13 protein-coding genes are annotated in these 17,907 nt (G+C 40.5%); 3 read left to right on the plus strand and 10 right to left on the minus strand.

All coding sequences use genetic code 11. The features are described from left to right. Positions 1–93 precede the first annotated feature (93 nt). On the minus strand, positions 94–2,199 hold the full coding sequence (locus I2H52_RS05840; protein WP_049500160.1) for an ATP-dependent Clp protease ATP-binding subunit: 2,106 nt from the start codon (positions 2,197–2,199) through the stop codon (positions 94–96). 418 nt (positions 2,200–2,617) lie between these two features. After that, positions 2,618–4,933, minus strand: coding sequence for a formate C-acetyltransferase (gene pflB / locus I2H52_RS05845; RefSeq protein ID WP_000260647.1), 2,316 nt, complete (start codon positions 4,931–4,933; stop codon positions 2,618–2,620). 236 nt (positions 4,934–5,169) lie between these two features. On the opposite strand from pflB, the gene dinB reads away from it, so the two are divergent. After that, positions 5,170–6,231: a DNA polymerase IV gene (gene dinB, locus I2H52_RS05850; RefSeq protein WP_195594686.1), complete on the plus strand. Its 1,062-nt coding sequence runs from the start codon at positions 5,170–5,172 to the stop codon at positions 6,229–6,231. A 167-nt stretch (positions 6,232–6,398) separates the two neighbouring features. Here the strand turns inward: dinB and I2H52_RS05855 are convergent, their stop codons facing one another. Together I2H52_RS05855 and I2H52_RS05860 are read right to left on the minus strand one after the other, a co-directional pair. Next, positions 6,399–7,244: an undecaprenyl-diphosphate phosphatase gene (locus tag I2H52_RS05855; RefSeq protein WP_195594690.1), complete on the minus strand. Its 846-nt coding sequence runs from the start codon at positions 7,242–7,244 to the stop codon at positions 6,399–6,401. A gap of 59 nt (positions 7,245–7,303) precedes the next feature. Next, positions 7,304–9,196: a DUF2207 domain-containing protein gene (locus I2H52_RS05860; protein WP_195594693.1), complete on the minus strand. Its 1,893-nt coding sequence runs from the start codon at positions 9,194–9,196 to the stop codon at positions 7,304–7,306. 130 nt (positions 9,197–9,326) lie between these two features. On the opposite strand from I2H52_RS05860, the gene I2H52_RS05865 reads away from it, so the two are divergent. Together I2H52_RS05865 and I2H52_RS05870 are read left to right on the plus strand one after the other, a co-directional pair. Beyond that, positions 9,327–10,895 (plus strand): ABC transporter substrate-binding protein/permease, encoded by a 1,569-nt coding sequence (locus tag I2H52_RS05865; protein ID WP_195594696.1) that lies wholly within the window; start codon positions 9,327–9,329, stop codon positions 10,893–10,895. Then, a complete protein-coding gene (locus I2H52_RS05870; protein ID WP_000193353.1) occupies positions 10,892–11,632 on the plus strand; it encodes an amino acid ABC transporter ATP-binding protein in 741 nt (246 codons plus the stop codon). The genes I2H52_RS05865 and I2H52_RS05870 overlap by 4 nt, the downstream gene beginning before the upstream one ends. 92 nt (positions 11,633–11,724) lie before the next feature. On the opposite strand, the gene I2H52_RS05875 is transcribed toward I2H52_RS05870, so the two are convergent. The 6 genes from I2H52_RS05875 to I2H52_RS05900 form a co-directional block, all read right to left on the minus strand. After that, positions 11,725–11,940 (minus strand): hypothetical protein, encoded by a 216-nt coding sequence (locus I2H52_RS05875; protein WP_000241003.1) that lies wholly within the window; start codon positions 11,938–11,940, stop codon positions 11,725–11,727. Positions 11,941–12,046: 106 nt separating this feature from the next. Next, positions 12,047–12,943, minus strand: a complete 897-nt coding sequence (locus I2H52_RS05880; protein ID WP_195594700.1) for an SPFH domain-containing protein — start codon at positions 12,941–12,943, stop codon at positions 12,047–12,049. An 82-nt stretch (positions 12,944–13,025) separates the two neighbouring features. Further along, entirely contained in the window at positions 13,026–14,276 is a 1,251-nt protein-coding gene (ilvA, locus tag I2H52_RS05885) for a threonine ammonia-lyase IlvA (protein ID WP_195594703.1), read from the minus strand. A gap of 77 nt (positions 14,277–14,353) precedes the next feature. Continuing rightward, positions 14,354–15,376 (minus strand): ketol-acid reductoisomerase, encoded by a 1,023-nt coding sequence (gene ilvC / locus I2H52_RS05890; RefSeq protein ID WP_000290683.1) that lies wholly within the window; start codon positions 15,374–15,376, stop codon positions 14,354–14,356. A gap of 90 nt (positions 15,377–15,466) precedes the next feature. Next, positions 15,467–15,943: an acetolactate synthase small subunit gene (gene ilvN, locus I2H52_RS05895; RefSeq protein WP_001253813.1), complete on the minus strand. Its 477-nt coding sequence runs from the start codon at positions 15,941–15,943 to the stop codon at positions 15,467–15,469. Next, positions 15,936–17,636, minus strand: coding sequence for an acetolactate synthase large subunit (locus tag I2H52_RS05900; protein WP_049500149.1), 1,701 nt, complete (start codon positions 17,634–17,636; stop codon positions 15,936–15,938). Before I2H52_RS05900 ends, ilvN begins: the two co-directional genes overlap by 8 nt. Between the last annotated feature and the right edge of the window lie 271 nt (positions 17,637–17,907).

Here is a 17,907-nt window from a genome sequence, read left to right on the forward strand (position 1 = left end):
AAATCAAAGAGCAAACTAGGAAACTAGCCGCAGGCTGTACTTGAGTACGGCAAGGCGACGTTGACGTGGTTTGAATTTGATTTTCGAAGAGTATTAGGCTTTTTCACGAATAACTAAACCACCATCTTCCATATCTGCTTCCAGATGTTTAGCATCTAGATGATCCAAGTGGAAGTCTGTCACCTTATCACGAATTTGTTGTTCAACCACGCGACGGAGAGGACGAACACCCATAACTTCGTCATAGCCTTCTTCTGTGATAAAGTCCTTAGCCGCTTGGCTGACTTCTAAATTAATGTCTTTCTTAGCCAAGGTTTGGTTGACTTCCGCCAACATCAAGTCCACAATCTTAGAAAGGTCCTCCTTATTCAAGTGTGAGAACTCGATAACTGCATTAAAGCGGTTAAGGAACTCTGGGCGGAAGAATGGTTTCAAACGATCCATCAATTCTGGTTTGTCAGCATCTTCTGTCAAGTTGGCTTCATAACCAAATCCAGCATTTGATGTCGCGATAATGACCGTGTTCTTGAAGTTCACTGTATTTCCTTGACCATCAGTCAAACGACCATCATCCAATACTTGGAGGAGAAGGGTGATTACTTGAGGATCAGCCTTTTCAATTTCGTCCAAGAGAATGATAGAGTAAGGATTACGACGAACACGTTCTGTCAAGGTATTGCTATTGTCATCATACCCCACATAACCTGCTGTTGTACCAATTAACTTAGATACGGCTGTGCGGTCACTGTATTCAGACATATCCAAGCGGATAATCGCATCCTTGGTACCAAACATATCCAATGCCAATTGCTTAGCAAGCTCCGTCTTACCAACTCCAGTAGGCCCTACAAAGAGGAAGCTACCGATTGGGCGATTGCCTTCATCAAATCCTGCACGGTTACGACGGATAGCACGAGCTACTGCTTCTACTGCCTTATCTTGGCCAATTACCTTGTGTTCCAAGCGATGAGCCATATCTTTTAGGCGTTCGATATCAGATGCCCCCATTTGAGAAACTGGGATACCAGTCATACGCTCTACGGACTCAGCCACATCGTTGATGCTTGCAGTCACTTTCATGTCTTCTGTGTGGTTTTCGACTTTTTTCTCTAATTCTGCAATACGTGTTTTAGCATTGAGAGCTGCTTCAAAGTCTTCTGCCTCAACTGCTTTTTCTTGCTTGTCTTTTTCTGCCTCAATTTCCCGTTCAACAGCATGCACATCTGTTACAGGATGTTGAGCTGCCAAGTGAGCAGCCGTTACATCGACAAGGTCAATAGCTTTATCTGGCAAGCTGCGTTGTGGAATGTATTGGATGGAATAATCCACTGCTGCTTTCAAGACTTCGTCTGGCAAAATGACATTGTGGTGTTGTTGATAGAGGTCACGAATCCCTTGAAGGATTTTAAAAGTAACCTCTGCTGAAGGAGCATTAACCTTGACTTCGTTGAAACGACGAGCAAGAGCTGCATTCTTCAAGATGGTGTTACGGTATTCGTCTTGAGTCGTTGCCCCAATAACTGTCAACTCACCACGAGAGAGAGCTGGCTTGAGAATGTCCGCAAGCCCTTTAGATCCACTGTCTCCACCAGTGCTACCAGCACCGAGAATTTGGTGAATTTCATCAAAGAAGAGGATAATATTCCCTGCTTCTTTCACTTCATTGACTAGGTTTTGAACGTTTTCTTCAAAGCTACCACGGTATTGAGTTCCAGCCTCAAGACCTGAGATATCAATAGAAATAATTTCCTTGTTCTTGATGGCAGCCGGAACATCTCCATTCACAATCGCTTGTGCTAGACCTTCGACAACGGCTGTCTTACCAACACCTGCATCTCCGACCAGAACAGGATTGTTTTTGGTACGACGTGAGAGGATTTCAGAAGTTTCTTGAATTTCCTTGTTTCGTCCGATAACAGGATCCAGCTTGCCCTCGCGAGCTTCCGCTGTCAAGTTACGACCTAGTTTAGCAAGGACACCGTCTTGTTTCATACCTGAAGCGTGTTGTTGCATTTGCACCTCAGATTCTGCATTTCCTGGTAATTTCCCAGTTGCACGATACTGAGCAAATTCCTCAGGTGTCACTTCTCGTCCATTAATCAAGTAGCGACGATTTTCAGAACTATATCCTCGCATACCACCCATCAATTGGTTAAATAAATCATCCATGTTGTTAAAGTTATTAAAGTTGTTGTTCATATTTTTTACCTCGTTTATTGTTTATTATTTGCAATCTCTGATATTGACTATCTTTGACCTTTGTTTTAAAAATTTTAGACTAGCTAACTAACTACTCTACGTATAATTTCTGGTTTTTCTTTCTTAAATAAGCCTTTTATCATCTTCTTTTCAAAATCTGTTAGATTTAACATAGGCCTCACCCCTTTCTAGGGTATCTATCATACATTTTCAATAAATAGAATCATTGAAAATGAAGTTTTCTAAGGAATTCATTTTCCTTATGCTTCTACTATATCACATTGGTCAGTAAAAGTCAACATCTTTTTGACCAAATTTGACTATTTTTTTAAAATTTTTTTGAAGTCTTGAATAGATAATGTAAGTACACAAAAAAGCCAGTCCTATAGACTAGCTTTCTTTTCATTCTAATTGAATCTTAGCTCAATGCGTCATCCATTGAAAGAACTTCGTGGAAGACACGTTGTGTCAATTCAGTTTTTTGTTCTGGAGTGAGGTATTTAGTGTTTACACAGTATCCAGAGATACGTACGATAACGTCTTCACCTGACATAATCTTTTCGTAAACATCGTTCAAGTCCATAACGTTCAAGTTAACGTGTTGTCCACCGTTTTCAAAGTAACCATCAAGGATTGTTACCAAGTTATCAACTTGTTCGTCACGAGTCTTACCAAGAGCACGTGGAGAAACTTGAGTTGTCAATGAGATACCATCAGCTGCGTAACCAAAGTCAAGGCTAGCAAGTGAGTTCAAGTTTTGCAACCATCCACCTTTAGCTTTGTTAGATGGGTTAGCACCTGGTGAGAAGAATTCAAGTTTAGACAAGTTCACAGAACCATCTTCGTTGAGGTATACACCTTTGTGGACTGGTGAGTTACCAGTTTGTTTAGAGTAAGCAACGTTAGATGTGATAGTCAAGAGTGATACTGTAGCTTCAGCGTCTTTGTAAAGTTTGTGGCTACGTAGACGAGTCGTGTAAGCTTCGATCAACCATTCAGCCAATTCGTTTGAACGAGGGTCATCTTCACCCCAACGTGGGTATTCACCGATTGTTTCGTAATCGTAGATGTAGCCATTTTCATCACGGATTGGTTTAACAGTAGCGTACTTGATAGCTGACAATGTATCAACTGTATTAGCGAATCCACAGATACCGAATCCCATATTAGCGCGTTGTTTAGTTGGCAAGAAGGCCATTTGAACAGCTTCGTAGTTGTACTTGTCAGTCATGTAGTGGATGATGTTCAAAGCATCTACATAAGTGTCAGTCAACCAGTCAAGAGATTTTTCAAAGTTCGCTTTAACTGATTCGAATTCAAGAACTTCGTCACGGATAGGATCGATGTCAAATACTTTGTAGTCTTTGTGAACATCGTCGTAACCACCGTTCAAACCAGTAAGAAGGGCTTTAAGAACGTTTACACGAGCACCGAAGTACTGGATGTTGTGGCGTTGATCTTCGTTTTCTGGGTCAAGTGGTGACACACAGCATGAGATACAGCTCATTTCTCCGTATCCGTCTTTAGCCATTGTTGTTACACCTTCGTATTGGATAGAAGAGTGTTTGTGGCTCATGTGCATACAGTAGCGACGGAAGTTGTATGGCAATTTGTCAGTCCAAAGAACTGTCAAGTTTGGCTCTGGAGAGTTACCGATATTGTCAAGAGTGTTCAAGAAACGGTAGTCCATCTTAGTAACACGGTGACGACCGTCGTTACCCATACCAGCCATAGAAGTTGTGATGAAGGTTGGGTCACCTGAGTACAATTGGTCATAAGCTTTTGTACGAGCAAATTTAACTGTACGAAGTTTCATAACGAAATCATCAACAAACTCTTGGATTTCTGATTCAGTAAATGTACCGCGAGCAAGGTCACGTTCTGCAAAGATGTCCAATACGATTGGCACACGACCTAGAGATGTAGCAGCACCGTTAATCACACGGCAGACAGCCATGAAAGCAATGTTAACCCATTGGATTGCTTCTTTTACGTTCATCGCTGGTTTGCGAACATCAACCCCGTAAAGGTCACCCAAGCGAACAACTTGTTGCAATGCTTGGTATTGAAGGTTGATTTCTTCACGAAGACGAATTGTTTCTTCATCGATTTCTTCGATTGAGTTCCAATCGTTTACTTTTTCTTGCATCAAGTAGTCTGCACCGTAAAGAGCAAGACGTGCGTAAACACCGATAATACGTCCACGTGAATATGCATCTGGAAGACCAGTTACAGTGTGAGCGTGGCGAGCACGACGGATGTTTGAAGTGTAAGCACGGAAGATACCGTCGTTAACTGTTGTTACATATTTAGTAAAGATTTCGTGAACAGCTGGATCTGGTTCGTATCCATTTTCTTTCAAAGTAGTTTCAGCCATACGGATACCACCTCTTGGCATGAAATTCAATTTGAAGAGTTCATCGTTTTGGATACCGAAGATAACTTCATTTTCTTTGTCGATAAATCCGGCAGGAATATCAGCAATAGATGTTGGACGAGTGTCCATTGGGAAACGAGTTTCTTCGTAGTGAGCCTTAGTTTCTTCTACAATCTTTTTGATGTGAAGTGAACGTTCTGTTGGTCCAGCAAGGAAGCTTTCATCACCATCATAAGGTGTGTAGTTAGCTTGAACGAAGCGAGAAACGCTTGCTTTTTCTTTCCAATCTACACCTTTGAAGCCTTCCCAAGCTTTATCAAAAATGTCTTGTGCTTCAACAACTGTCTTAACAACCATGTTAATGTCCTCATTTTTCTTTCTAGTAACAGCCATCTGTTACATTCTTGAGACAAGTATACCACACAGTAACCGATTTCAACAAGCGAAATCCGGCTTTTTTGCCACTTTCTGTTCTGATACAGTCTATTTTTCAGCACAATCTGTATTATATATTTGAAAGAAGAATTACTCTTTTCCATTTTTTCAGAAAAAAAGGTATAATGAATAGAAAATAACGCTAGAAAGGAGCAAAAATGCTCATATTTCCATTGATTAATGATTTGTCAAGAAAAATTATCCATATTGACATGGATGCCTTTTTTGCTGCGGTGGAAATACGAGACAATCCTAAGTTAAAAGGAAAACCTGTCATCATTGGAAACGATCCAAGACAAACAGGTGGACGGGGAGTTGTTTCCACTTGTAGTTACGAGGCGCGAGCCTTTGGTATTCACTCTGCTATGAGTTCCAAAGAAGCTTATGAGCGTTGTCCCCAAGCCGTCTTTATTTCTGGAAATTATGAAAAGTATAAGGCAGTTGGACTTGAGATTCGAGCTATTTTTAAACGTTACACTGATTTGATTGAACCTATGAGTATTGACGAAGCCTACTTAGATGTGACGGAAAATAAACTCGGTATCAAGTCAGCTGTTAAAATTGCCCGATTGATTCAACAAGATATATGGAGAGAGCTACGCCTGACTGCTTCTGCTGGCGTTTCCTACAATAAATTTCTAGCTAAAATGGCCAGTGATTATCAAAAACCACATGGTTTGACAGTGATTCTCCCTGAAGAAGCTGAAGATTTTCTCAAGAAAATGAATATCACCAAATTTCATGGTGTAGGTAAGAAAACAGTTGAAAAGCTGAATCAAATGGGAATTTTTACTGGTGCAGATCTGCTAGAAATTCCTGAAATCACTTTAATCGATCGCTTTGGCAGACTCGGTTATGATCTTTATCGAAAGGCTCGTGGTATTCACAATTCTCCAGTCAAGTCCAATCGCACTCGTAAGTCCATCGGCAAGGAGAAAACCTATGGTAAGATTCTCCAAGATGAAGAGGACATCAAAAAAGAGCTGACTCTTCTCTCTGAAAAAGTAGCTCTCAATCTCAGTAAACAAGACAAAGCTGGAAAAATCATTATCCTAAAAATACGATATGCTGACTTCTCTACTCTAACTAGACGAAAAAGCCTCCCACAAGCAACACAGGATGCTAGTCAGATTTCTCAAACTGCCCTTCAACTCTACGAAGAACTAGCTGAAAAAGAAAAAAGTATCCGTCTACTAGGAATAACAGTGACAGGATTTTAAAAAGAGTCTGGGACAAAAGTCTAACCTTAAATGTAAAAAGCGAACAAAATCAGTTATCTGACACTCAGAATTCTGTATTGTTCGCTTTTTTGTCTAATCTATCGATTTTAAAAATTTATAATAAAGAATTCCTAAAATCAAAATTTTTTTGTCCCAGACTCTTTTTCTTATACAAATAAACGCACAAAACTATAGAGCAACAAGACACTACCGAGTACGATACGGTATTTACCAAAGAGGGTAAAGTCGTGCTTCTTCACATAGCCAGTCAAGAAGCGAATAGCAACCATGCTGACCGCAAAGGCTACTCCCATAGCAACCAAAAGTAAGAACAGTTGTCCAAAACTCAAGAGTTGACCTGCTTTTATAAATTTGAAAATCTTTAAAGCACTAGCTCCGAACATAACAGGAATTCCGAGGTAGAAGGTAAACTCTGTTACGACAGAGCGACTCGTTCCATTTAATAAACCACCGACAATCGTCGCACCTGAACGGCTCGTCCCTGGGAAGAGGGCGAGGACTTGGAAAAGTCCGATATAGAGGGCTATCTTGTAGGGAAGCTTTTCAAGTTCTGTGACTGTTGGTTCAATAGCTTGCGCCTTATTTCTTTTTTCAAGATAGATAAAGGCAACCCCATAGATAATCAACATAATCGCAACTGAAACCATATTATGAAAATGAGTGTCAAACCAATCATCCAGCTTAAAGACTAACAATAAAGGCAAGGTCGCTACGAGGACTTTTGACCACAATTGCCAAGTTCGACGGACTTCTACCTTATTTTTACCAGGTTTGAAAGGATTAAGCTTGTTAAAGTAAATGACCATAACCGCTAAGATAGCGCCGAGCTGAATAACAACATTAAACATGGACATGAAGACTTCATTTTGGTCCTTGTATTGTACAAATTCTTCAACCAAGATCAAGTGACCAGTACTTGAAATGGGCAACCATTCTGTAATTCCTTCAACAATCCCAAAAAAGATCGACTTCAAAATTTCAATAAGATACATGTATTACTCCTTTTTCTGTCCTCTATTATAGCATAATTTCGGATTCTGCGATAGATTTTTTAGAAAGCACCGATGCTACCACCGCCTCCGCCTCCTGAGAATCCTCCACCTGAAGAACCACTTCCAGAAGATACGGAGTAATTGCTTGCTGTATTTGCGACCGCTGCATAGTATTTCATCTGTCCAGTATAGGTATGAAGTTGCGCATACCAGCCATAGGCAATGTAACTATCTAAGTCTGGATTTTCAAGATGAATTTGCCGAACTTTCATTAACTGGCTGACCCTTTTGGCATAACCAAAAAGAGTCGCATAGACCAGAAGGCGATTCCAAAGGACGATACTCTCCAACTCAGCCTTGTCTAGACGGGCGATATTGCGAAGCATGTTTTCAAAACTCTTCCAGTGATAGTAAACCTCTGCCCCTTCATCTGTCAAGACACCATTATCATAATACCCGTATGTTACAACATAAATTAGCACTAAAGTAATGGAAGCAAGTAATCCCAAAAAGAGGAGGTAGAACGAAACGAAACCATACGTGTTCCAACTACAGTAGAAGAATAGCCAGCTCCCTACGGCTGAACCAATTAATCCAATCCACATAGCCAGAGATAGTTTCTTCTCACCCGTACTCAAAGGACGGTAATAATTTGGAATACGCAACGCATGCACCTTGTCTTTGACGCGCTTTTCAATGTTAGAGATGCGTCTATCAAACGAACGTTTCAGTTGCTTCCCTATCTCCTGAACCTGCTTTGCATCCTTTTTAGAAACTCCACGATAAATACTAGGTGAAACCTGATAATCTGAAAACAGATCCGAAATCGCTAACTCTTTCTTATCTGAAAAGCAAAGTGTCAGACATTCCTTCTCAAAATTTGCCAATCCACTTTCGTTTATGATTTTAAGAATTGGTTCTTTTTCCCCTTTCTCAATAGACAAATGCCCTCTATCTACTAGATCTAGCAAAGTAGCCTGAATGACTCGTTCAAATGTAAAACGACCAAATCCTTTTGCTCCCGGTTTCATTTCGCTCAGTGATAATGAATATACACTCTCTGCTAAAACCATTGGTGGCCAATCCATAGGTGGTTCATAGAGACGATGGTTCTTAGCAAATTTCTTCTTGGGACTAATTTCTTTTTTGAAACGTTTATAAAATATTAAACCGAAAAACAGAAGAGCCGTCAAAACAATTGGAATAAGCCACATCATCACAATCTTGTCCGAAGCTTTTTCACTTGCTATTTCAAGCTCAACTCTTTTAAACCAAATGAGGTTATCAGATACCAAGCCTTGATCCGGAGCTTCTGCAAAAGCACTTCTCGGCCAATAGGCATGTAGTTCCACCTGACGATTTCTCGGAAGATCTTTCATCTTGACCTGGTAGAAATCATTTACCTTTTTGACACTAGCTTCCTTAAAGAGTTTTCCTGTATGGAAATAGAGTTTCTCTGCTGGATTTTCAGAGCTGACCTTGAACTCAAACTCTTTAATATCTCCAGAACTATCTGTCAAGGGTTGCCAATTTAACTCCGCTATATCCCTGTATAAGAAGAGAAGATTTGATAGTTTCCAGGTAACCGTCACCCGAACAGTATCTCCGGCATATCCAGCATTGTAAATTTTTACCTTGTAGCCGTCCTCTTCCTCCATAGTATAAAAGGAAACATTTTGAATAATTTGCCCATTTTTAGACACCTGAACGGTCGGGTCGGGATCAATGTCAAATCCCTCTGGCATTTTCCCAGCTTTTCCCAGTCCAACTAGCTGACCATTATAATCATCTCCAAAACGGTAGGTGATTGTTTCCTTAAAAATTGCAGTATTATCTGCATGAATATTCAAATCACCCTGATAGGATAAGATATCAAAGTCTACTGCAAAAACTAGGCTCGGTATAAATAATAAACAAGCAAATACCAAAGTCACCAACCATCTTTTTTTCATAATTGATTCCCTTTCAATCTTTTCACCATTATATCATTTTTTATAAGTAAAGGCTTACTTGTATTGAAAATCTCACCATTTTTAGATACAATAGAGAGAAGTCATTTTTAGACTAGAAATAGGAGAAAACATGAAAAAATTATGCTTATCTATCATTGCTAGCCTAGCCCTTACCTTAGGACTAGTTAGCCAAGTCCAAGCCGACGAATATTTACGCATCGGGATGGAGGCAGCTTACGCTCCCTTCAACTGGACCCAAGACGACGATAGTAACGGCGCCGTAAAAATCGACGGTACCAATCAATATGCCAACGGCTATGATGTTCAAATCGCTAAAAAAATTGCCAAAGATCTAGGTAAGGAACCTTTGGTCGTAAAAACAAAGTGGGAAGGACTTGTTCCAGCCCTTACTTCTGGCAAAATCGATATGATCATTGCTGGTATGAGCCCAACCGCTGAACGTAAACAAGAAATTGCTTTTTCAAACAGTTACTATACTAGCGAACCGGTTCTATTAGTAAAAAAGGACTCTGCCTACGCGAATGCCAAATCTTTGGAAGATTTTAGCGGAGCAAAAATCACTTCTCAACAAGGTGTTTACCTTTATGATTTGATTTCTCAAATTCCAGGTGCCAAAAAAGAAACAGCTATGGGGGACTTCGCTCAGATGCGTCAAGCTTTGGAGGCTGGTGTTATTGATGCCTATGTTTCTGAACGACCTGAAGCAATGACCGCTGAGTCTGCTAACGCTAAGTTCAAAATGATCCAACCCCAACCAGGTTTCAAAACTGGCGAAGAAGATACAGCTATCGCCATTGGACTTCGTAAAGATGACAGTCGTATCAGCCAAATCAATGCGAGTATTGAAACCATCTCTAAGGATGAGCAAGTAGCCCTCATGGATCGTATGATTCAGGAGCAACCTGCCGAAGCCACGACAACTGAAGAAAGTAGCAGTAATTTCTTCAACCAAGTTGCTAAAATTCTTTCTGAAAACTGGCAACAGCTCTTGCGTGGTGCTGGTATCACACTCTTAATCTCAATCATCGGAACTATCGTAGGTCTCATTATCGGTCTTGCCATTGGTGTCTTCCGTACTGCTCCTCTCTCGGAAAACAAAGCCATTTACAGCCTACAAAAAATAGTCGGTTGGTTCCTCAATGTCTATATTGAAATCTTCCGTGGTACACCGATGATTGTTCAATCCATGGTTATCTACTATGGTACTGCTCAAGCTTTCGGTATCAATCTCGACCGGACACTGGCTGCTATCTTTATCGTCTCAATCAACACGGGTGCCTACATGACAGAAATCGTTCGTGGTGGTATTCTAGCAGTCGACAAGGGACAGTTCGAAGCTGCAACCGCTCTTGGTATGACCCACAATCAAACCATGCGTAAGATTGTCCTTCCTCAGGTTGTCCGTAATATTCTACCTGCTACTGGTAATGAGTTTGTCATCAATATCAAAGATACCTCTGTATTGAACGTTATTTCAGTTGTCGAGCTTTATTTCTCAGGAAATACTGTAGCGACGCAAACCTATCAATACTTCCAGACCTTTACCATCATTGCAGTGATTTACTTTGTCCTCACCTTCACTGTGACCCGTATCCTACGTTTTATCGAACGCTATATGGACATGGACACTTACACTACAGGTGCTAACCAAATGCAAACGGGGGATTTGAAAAAATGACACAACCAATCCTTGAAATCAAACACCTAAAAAAATCCTATGGGCAAAACGAAGTGCTAAAAGACATTTCTCTCACCGTCCATAAAGGAGAGGTTATTTCCATCATCGGGAGCTCAGGAAGCGGAAAATCAACCTTCCTTCGTTCAATCAATTTACTCGAAACACCTACAGGAGGAGAGATTCTCTATCGCGGAGAAAATGTTCTGGAAAAAGGCTATAACCTCACCCATTATCGTGAAAAGCTCGGTATGGTTTTCCAATCTTTCAATCTCTTTGAAAATCTGAATGTCCTTGAAAATACTATCGTTGCCCAAACTACTGTACTCAAACGAGACCACTCTGAAGCTGAAAAAATTGCCAAAGAGAATCTCGAAAAAGTTGGTATGGGAGAACGTTACTGGCAAGCCAAGCCTAAACAACTTTCAGGTGGACAAAAGCAACGTGTAGCTATCGCTCGTGCACTCTCCATGAATCCTGACGCCATTCTCTTTGACGAACCTACATCTGCCCTTGACCCCGAAATGGTCGGGGAAGTCCTCAAAATTATGCAGGACCTAGCTCAAGAAGGCTTGACCATGATTGTTGTAACCCACGAAATGGAATTTGCTCGCGATGTCTCCCATCGTGTCATCTTCATGGACAAGGGAATCATTGCAGAAGAAGGTAAACCTGAAGAACTCTTCACGAACCCTAAAGAAGAACGGACCAAAGAATTCCTTCAGCGTTATCTCAATTAATAAATAAAGACTGCATACAGAATGCAGTCTTTTTGGTTTGTAATTGTAAAGAAAAGGCAGACTCGATTCAAGAATCTGCCTGTAACCACAGTTCAATCTTCAAATTTTTCATGATTTTTTTCATAGAAATCAATTAAACTAAGAGCTGTTTCAAATGAAATATTTTTAACTTTTGCGCGTCCTTGTGCTAGAGCAATGATAGACATTTCACGCGCATTCGTTTCTTTAGAGATACGGTAACCTGTGATCTTCTTATCACGAACCCAGCCAACAACTGCTTCTACCTTTTCAAAGTTTGACTTAACCATGTTCTTCTCCTGAATTATTCTTTACAATTCTTAATTGTATACGTTTTTATTTCATCTGTCAATAAAAAAACATATATTCGTCACAACTATATTATTCTGCATATTTTTATTTGGCTTTTAAAGCCGACAATATATGAGTTCTTATATCCTCAACTCCATTAGGATTTGCTGGTAGGAAGATTGTATTATTACCTTCTTTTTCTGCAAAATTATTCAATGTATCTAAATACTGGTTCGTTAATAGGATAGACATGATTTGTTCTTCAGTCAGCTCAACATTAGCTCCCTTTAACTCTTTGATAGAATCAGCCAGTCCGTCAACAATCGCTTTACGCTGTTCTGCAATCCCTACACCATGTAGGCGATCTTTTTCTGCTTCTGCTTCTGCTGCGGTCACGATCTTAATCTTATCTGCTTCAGCAAGTTCTTGCGCTGCAACTCTCTTACGTTGAGCTGCATTGATTTCATTCATTGATTGTTTTACTTCAGCATCAGGTTCAACCTTAGTAATCAGCGTTTTGACAATGATATACCCATACGTAGACATTTCTTCTGCCACTTGTTTTTGAACTTCTAAGGCGATTTCATCCTTCTTCTCAAACAACTCATCTAAGGTTAACTTGGGTACAGATGAACGTAAAGCATCTTCAATATAGGATTTGATTTGAGCTTCTGGACGCATCAATTTATAATAGGCATCCGTAACGTTGTTCTCATTCACTCGATACTGAGTAGCCACATTCATCGTTACAAATACATTATCTTGCGTCTTTGTCTCTACGACAATCTCACTTTGCAACAAGCGTAGTTGAACTCTTGCCGCAATTCTATCAATCCCAAAAGGAGCTCGTAAATGAATACCACTATTGCTCAACTTTTGGTATTTACCAAAGCGTTCTATGATAGCGACAGATTGTTGTCTTACCACATATACAGAACTAACCATAATCACTGATGCAATCACCACTAATAATAATAAAACAAGTAAAATTTGTAAAACCATGGGAATCTCCCCCTTTCATCATCTTCATTATAGCACTCAAAAATAGGTTAGGCAAATAATATGAGAAAAATTTTATAGGAAATTAAACTAGCATATTATACAAGGTTTCATTCCCATTCAAATTAATATAAGATGGGTCAAACTTTTCCATCCGAAGAATCAAACCATTATAATCATGCTTATCCGCAAGAGCAATCCCAATCAAGACTGGTCCTGTCCCCTTGCTGGCCCGTTTGATATACTCAAAACGAGTGATGTCATCATTTGGCCCCAAAATGTCATTTACAAACTCTCGTAGAGCTCCTGGACGTTGTGGGAAATTCACTACAAAGTAATGCTTGATTCCATCGTAAATCAAGGCACGTTCTTCCATCTCTGGCATGCGGTTGATATCGTTATTTCCTCCAGAAATGATACAACAAATCGTCTTGCCTTTGATATAGTCTGATAAAACTTCCAAGGCTGCAACACTGGCAGCTCCGGCTGGTTCTGCTACAATACCTTGTTTGGAATAAAGATCAATCAAGGTTTCAGAAATCAATCCCTCGTCCACCCCAATCAGCGTTTCAACATTCTTACGAGTCGCTTCATAGGTCAACTGGCCAACTTTCTGCACAGCTATACCATCAGCAAACTTGTCGATTTCTTTTAGTTTAACTGGCTCTCCAGCTTCAAATGCCGCCTTCATCGAACGGGCACCATTGGCTTCAACACCAATGACTTCAATTTTCGGATTCATTTCCTTGATATAGGTAGAAACTCCCGCAATCAGACCTCCACCACCAACAGGAACGAGAACCGTGTCAAAGTCGATTGACTCTTTCCGAGCTTCTTCCAAAATTTCATAGGCAACCGTCCCTTGCCCTGCCTGAACATGGACATCATCAAAAGGATCGATAAAGGTTCTATTTTCTGAAACAGTGAATTCTTGGGCTGCCTTAGCCGAAGCGTCGAAAGTATCTCCGACCAATTTGATCGTTACATAGTCTCCTCCAAAGAAACGAACTTGCCCAATCTTTTGTTGAGGCGTTGTGATAGGCATAAAAATTGTCGCAGGAATTTTCATCTCGTTACACGTATAAGCGACACCTTGAGCGTGATTCCCCGCTGATGCACAGACTACACCACGCTCACGTTCTTCTTTTGTCAATTGCGAGATGGCATAATAAGCTCCACGAATTTTAAAAGAGCGAACGCGTTGAGCATTTTCCTTTTTCAGATAGATCTTAGCTCCATACTTTTCTGATAAATAATGATCATACTCCAGTGGTGTATTCACTACTACACCACTTAAAACTTTGTGGGCTTTCACCACGTCTTTTGCACTTAGCATGTCTCCTCCTCAAATACTTTTTAAGATAAAAAGCGAGTTAGGTACCCCCAACTCGCCTTCTGTTTTTATTCTAAGAATTAGTTATAGATTTTGAAAGCATCGTCATCGTTTTTACCAACGAATGGCATTGCTTTACGCAATTCTGCACCAACTTTTTCAATTTCAAGGTTCGCTGCTTGTTCACGGTAAGCAGTCAATTTTGGACGTCCAGCTTTATAGTCATTTACAAAGTCATTTGCAAATTTACCATTTTGGATGTCTGCCAAGACAGCTTTCATGTTTTCTTTCACTTGCTCAGTAATCACACGAGGACCTGATACATAGTCACCGTATTCAGCAGTGTTAGAAATTGATTGACGCATTTTCTTGAATCCACCTTCATAGATCAAGTCAACGATCAATTTCATTTCATGAAGAACTTCAAAGTAAGCCAATTCTGGGGCGTATCCTGCTTCTGTCAAGACTTCAAAACCTGCTTCGATAAGAGCAGTCAAACCACCACAAAGTACGGCTTGTTCACCAAACAAATCTTCTTCAGTTTCTTCTTTGTAAGTTGTTTCAAGCAAACCAACACGAGCTGCTCCAACACCTTTACACCAGTCCATAGCAATATTTTTCGCATTTCCCGTAGCGTCTTGGTATACTGCATAAAGAGCTGGAACACCAAAACCTTCTTCGTAAGTACGACGTACCAAGTGTCCTGGCCCTTTAGGAGCACACATGAAGACATCTACATCTGCAGGAACTTTGATAAATTCAAAGTGGATGTTGAAACCATGGGCAAATCCAACTGCATTTCCAGCTTCCAAGTTTGGAGCGATTTCTGCTTCATACAATTCTTGTTGGATTTCATCTGGTGCCAAGATCATAATAACGTCAGCCAATTTAGTTGCTTCTGCTACTGTATAAGTGTCAAATCCATCTTCTTTTGCTTTGTCGAAAGATTTACCTGGACGTACACCGATAATGACATCACGACCTGAATCACGCAAGTTTTGCGCATGCGCATGTCCTTGTGAACCATAACCGATTACGGCGATTTTTTTACCGTCAAGCGCTGCTACTTTAACATCTTTTTCGTATTCCATTTGAACTGCCATAGTTTTTCTCTCTTTTCTATTATTTATTGCCTTTTAGGCTGGTTTAACAAACTTATGCTGGATTTTATACTCAATAAAAATCAAAGAGTATTAGTCGCGGGTAAATCCAGTTGCACCCGTACGAGCGATATTTTTAATACCATATGGTCGAATCACTCGCAATAAAGCTTCACTCTTTTCAGCATTTCCCGTCATCTGGATGGTGATTGAGCTTGGAGCCACATCTACTACCGTTGCACGGAAAGGTTGGATAATGGCCAAGATTTCTGCACGCTTCTCAGCAGGAGCAGATACTTTTACCAAGATCACTTCTCTTTCCAAGTGTGGTTTATCTGTGATATCACGAATGCGAATTACATCAATCTGACGATTGAGTTGTTTAATGATTTGCTCTACTTCATCATGTGAAGCTACATCAATAATGATGGTGATGCGAGATACATTGGGATTCTCTGTCGCACCAACTGAGATACTCTCAATATTGACTTGACGACGAGAAAGGACACCTGTAAAACGATTCAAAACTCCTGAACGGTTTTGCAATCTAGCTGTTAACATTCTACGCATGGAACTTCACCCCCAACATCTCATGATTGCTCTTACCAGCTGGTACCATCGGTAAGACCTGTTCCTTACGAGAAATATCCACCTCGATAAACATGGGCACATCCTCCAGAATGACTTCTAGATCCTTCTCTATCGTCTCTGGATTATCAAATTTATAGTTTTTGATGCCATAAGCCTGTGCCATCAGCTGGAAGTCAGGAAGTGTATCAAAGACTGACTCGGAAGTTCTACCCTCATAGAAGGATTCCTGCCACTGACGAACCATTCCTAGTGAGTGGTTATTCAACATGACAACCTTAATCGGCACCTTGTAGATGTTTAGAATCGCTAGCTCTTGGTTGGTCATTTGGAAACCACCATCACCGACAAAAAGGATGACTTCTTTTTCTGGATTGGCAATCTTGGCTCCAATAGCTGCAGGAACTCCGAATCCCATGGTACCCAAACCACCTGAAGTGACTAACTGACGCTCATTTTGGTAAGGATAATACTGAGCTGTCCACATTTGGTGTTGCCCTACATCTGTGACAACAATGGCATCTCCATTCGTCAACTCACCGATGCGTTCAATAACGGCCTGAGGTTGAACCACACGTTCTTTCTTATCATAAGAACGAACGCGGTTCTTGTCCTTGGTAACTTTGTCAATCCACTTTTCAGTATTGTTATGGACAGTTGGTTCTGCTAGGAGCATCTGCAAGGCTTTCTTAGCGTCCCCAACCACTGGAATATCTGCACTGATAATCTTACCAATCTCAGCTGGATCTATATCGATATGGGCAACCTTAGCATTCTTCGCGAAGGTCTTAGGGTTCCCAGTCAAGCGGTCATCGAAACGGCAACCAATACTAATCATAAAGTCCGCTTCCGTCATTGCAATATTGGCTGCGAAAGAACCGTGCATGCCTCCCATCCCTAGGAAGAGCGGATGACTCGTTGCAATGGTTCCTTGCCCCAAAAGACTAGTGACTACTGGAATTTGGTAACGTTCAGCAAATTCATTAAGCTCCTTAGAAGCTTCTGCATAGCTAATACCGCCCCCTGCTAACAAAACAGGTTTCTTGGCTTTTGACAATTGCTTCAAGATTTTCTTGATTTGCATGTCATTTGGATCAAGTGTCGGTTGGTAACTTGGTAAATTCACCTCCGGCGAATAGATGAAATCTGTCTCTAGGGCTGATACATCCTTTGGCAAGTCAATCACAACTGGACCTGGACGACCTGTCGTTGCGATATGGACAGCTTCCGTAATAATACGAGGAATATCTGCTGTCTCACGAACTTGGTAATTGTACTTGGTAATGGGCATGGTAATCCCCACAATGTCTGCCTCCTGAAAGGCATCCTTTCCTATCCCAGCTCGCGCAACCTGACCTGTAAAGACCAAAAGGGGAACGCTATCGCTCATGGCATCTGCAATCCCTGTAATGGCATTTGTTGCTCCCGGGCCACTCGTGACGACGGCAACGCCCAACTTTCCAGTTGATTTGGCATATCCTTCAGCTTCGTGCAAACAGCCTTGCTCATGGCGTCCCAAGATGTGGCGAATACCTTTAAAATTATATATCGCATCATACAAAGGTAAGACCGCACCACCAGGATAACCAAAAATAGTATCAATCCCTAAGTCCCGAAGTGTTTCCAAAACTAGGTCCGACCCCGTCTTAGGAGATTCTAAACTGATTTTCTCCATTATTCCCCTTTCTCTTCTCTTAAAAAAATAGCTTGTTACTATCATACCATTTTTTCAAAAATTTTCAAGACAAAAGAGTCAATTTTCTGAATTTTCTATCTAAAAGTGTATTTATGAATCTTTTCCTCATTTTTATTAAGTTATCTACGGAATTAGGAACCTTTATTTACTTTAATTTATCAAATTAGATTATTTTCTTTCTGGATAGAATTAGTATTTTTCTCACTTAGCGATCAAATTCGTATACTATATTCAGCAAAAATGAATAGTT

This window comes from Streptococcus oralis (genome assembly GCF_015561235.1).
Classification (GTDB): Bacteria; Bacillota; Bacilli; order Lactobacillales; family Streptococcaceae; genus Streptococcus; species Streptococcus oralis_BK.

Bases quoted from the DNA above. Each gene is read 5' to 3' on its own strand.
- ilvC (WP_000290683.1), bottom strand. From the start codon at position 15,376: ATGGCAGTTCAAATGGAATACGAAAAAGATGTTAAAGTAGCAGCGCTT.
- ilvN (WP_001253813.1), bottom strand. From the start codon at position 15,943: ATGCGTAGAATGTTAACAGCTAGATTGCAAAACCGTTCAGGAGTTTTG.
- I2H52_RS05880 (WP_195594700.1), bottom strand. From the start codon at position 12,943: ATGGTTTTACAAATTTTACTTGTTTTATTATTATTAGTGGTGATTGCA.
- ilvA (WP_195594703.1), bottom strand. From the start codon at position 14,276: ATGCTAAGTGCAAAAGACGTGGTGAAAGCCCACAAAGTTTTAAGTGGT.
- I2H52_RS05840 (WP_049500160.1), bottom strand. From the start codon at position 2,199: ATGAACAACAACTTTAATAACTTTAACAACATGGATGATTTATTTAAC.
- I2H52_RS05870 (WP_000193353.1), top strand. From the start codon at position 10,892: ATGACACAACCAATCCTTGAAATCAAACACCTAAAAAAATCCTATGGG.
- I2H52_RS05900 (WP_049500149.1), bottom strand. From the start codon at position 17,636: ATGGAGAAAATCAGTTTAGAATCTCCTAAGACGGGGTCGGACCTAGTT.
- I2H52_RS05860 (WP_195594693.1), bottom strand. From the start codon at position 9,196: ATGAAAAAAAGATGGTTGGTGACTTTGGTATTTGCTTGTTTATTATTT.
- I2H52_RS05865 (WP_195594696.1), top strand. From the start codon at position 9,327: ATGAAAAAATTATGCTTATCTATCATTGCTAGCCTAGCCCTTACCTTA.
- dinB (WP_195594686.1), top strand. From the start codon at position 5,170: ATGCTCATATTTCCATTGATTAATGATTTGTCAAGAAAAATTATCCAT.
- I2H52_RS05855 (WP_195594690.1), bottom strand. From the start codon at position 7,244: ATGTATCTTATTGAAATTTTGAAGTCGATCTTTTTTGGGATTGTTGAA.
- pflB (WP_000260647.1), bottom strand. From the start codon at position 4,933: ATGGTTGTTAAGACAGTTGTTGAAGCACAAGACATTTTTGATAAAGCT.
- I2H52_RS05875 (WP_000241003.1), bottom strand. From the start codon at position 11,940: ATGGTTAAGTCAAACTTTGAAAAGGTAGAAGCAGTTGTTGGCTGGGTT.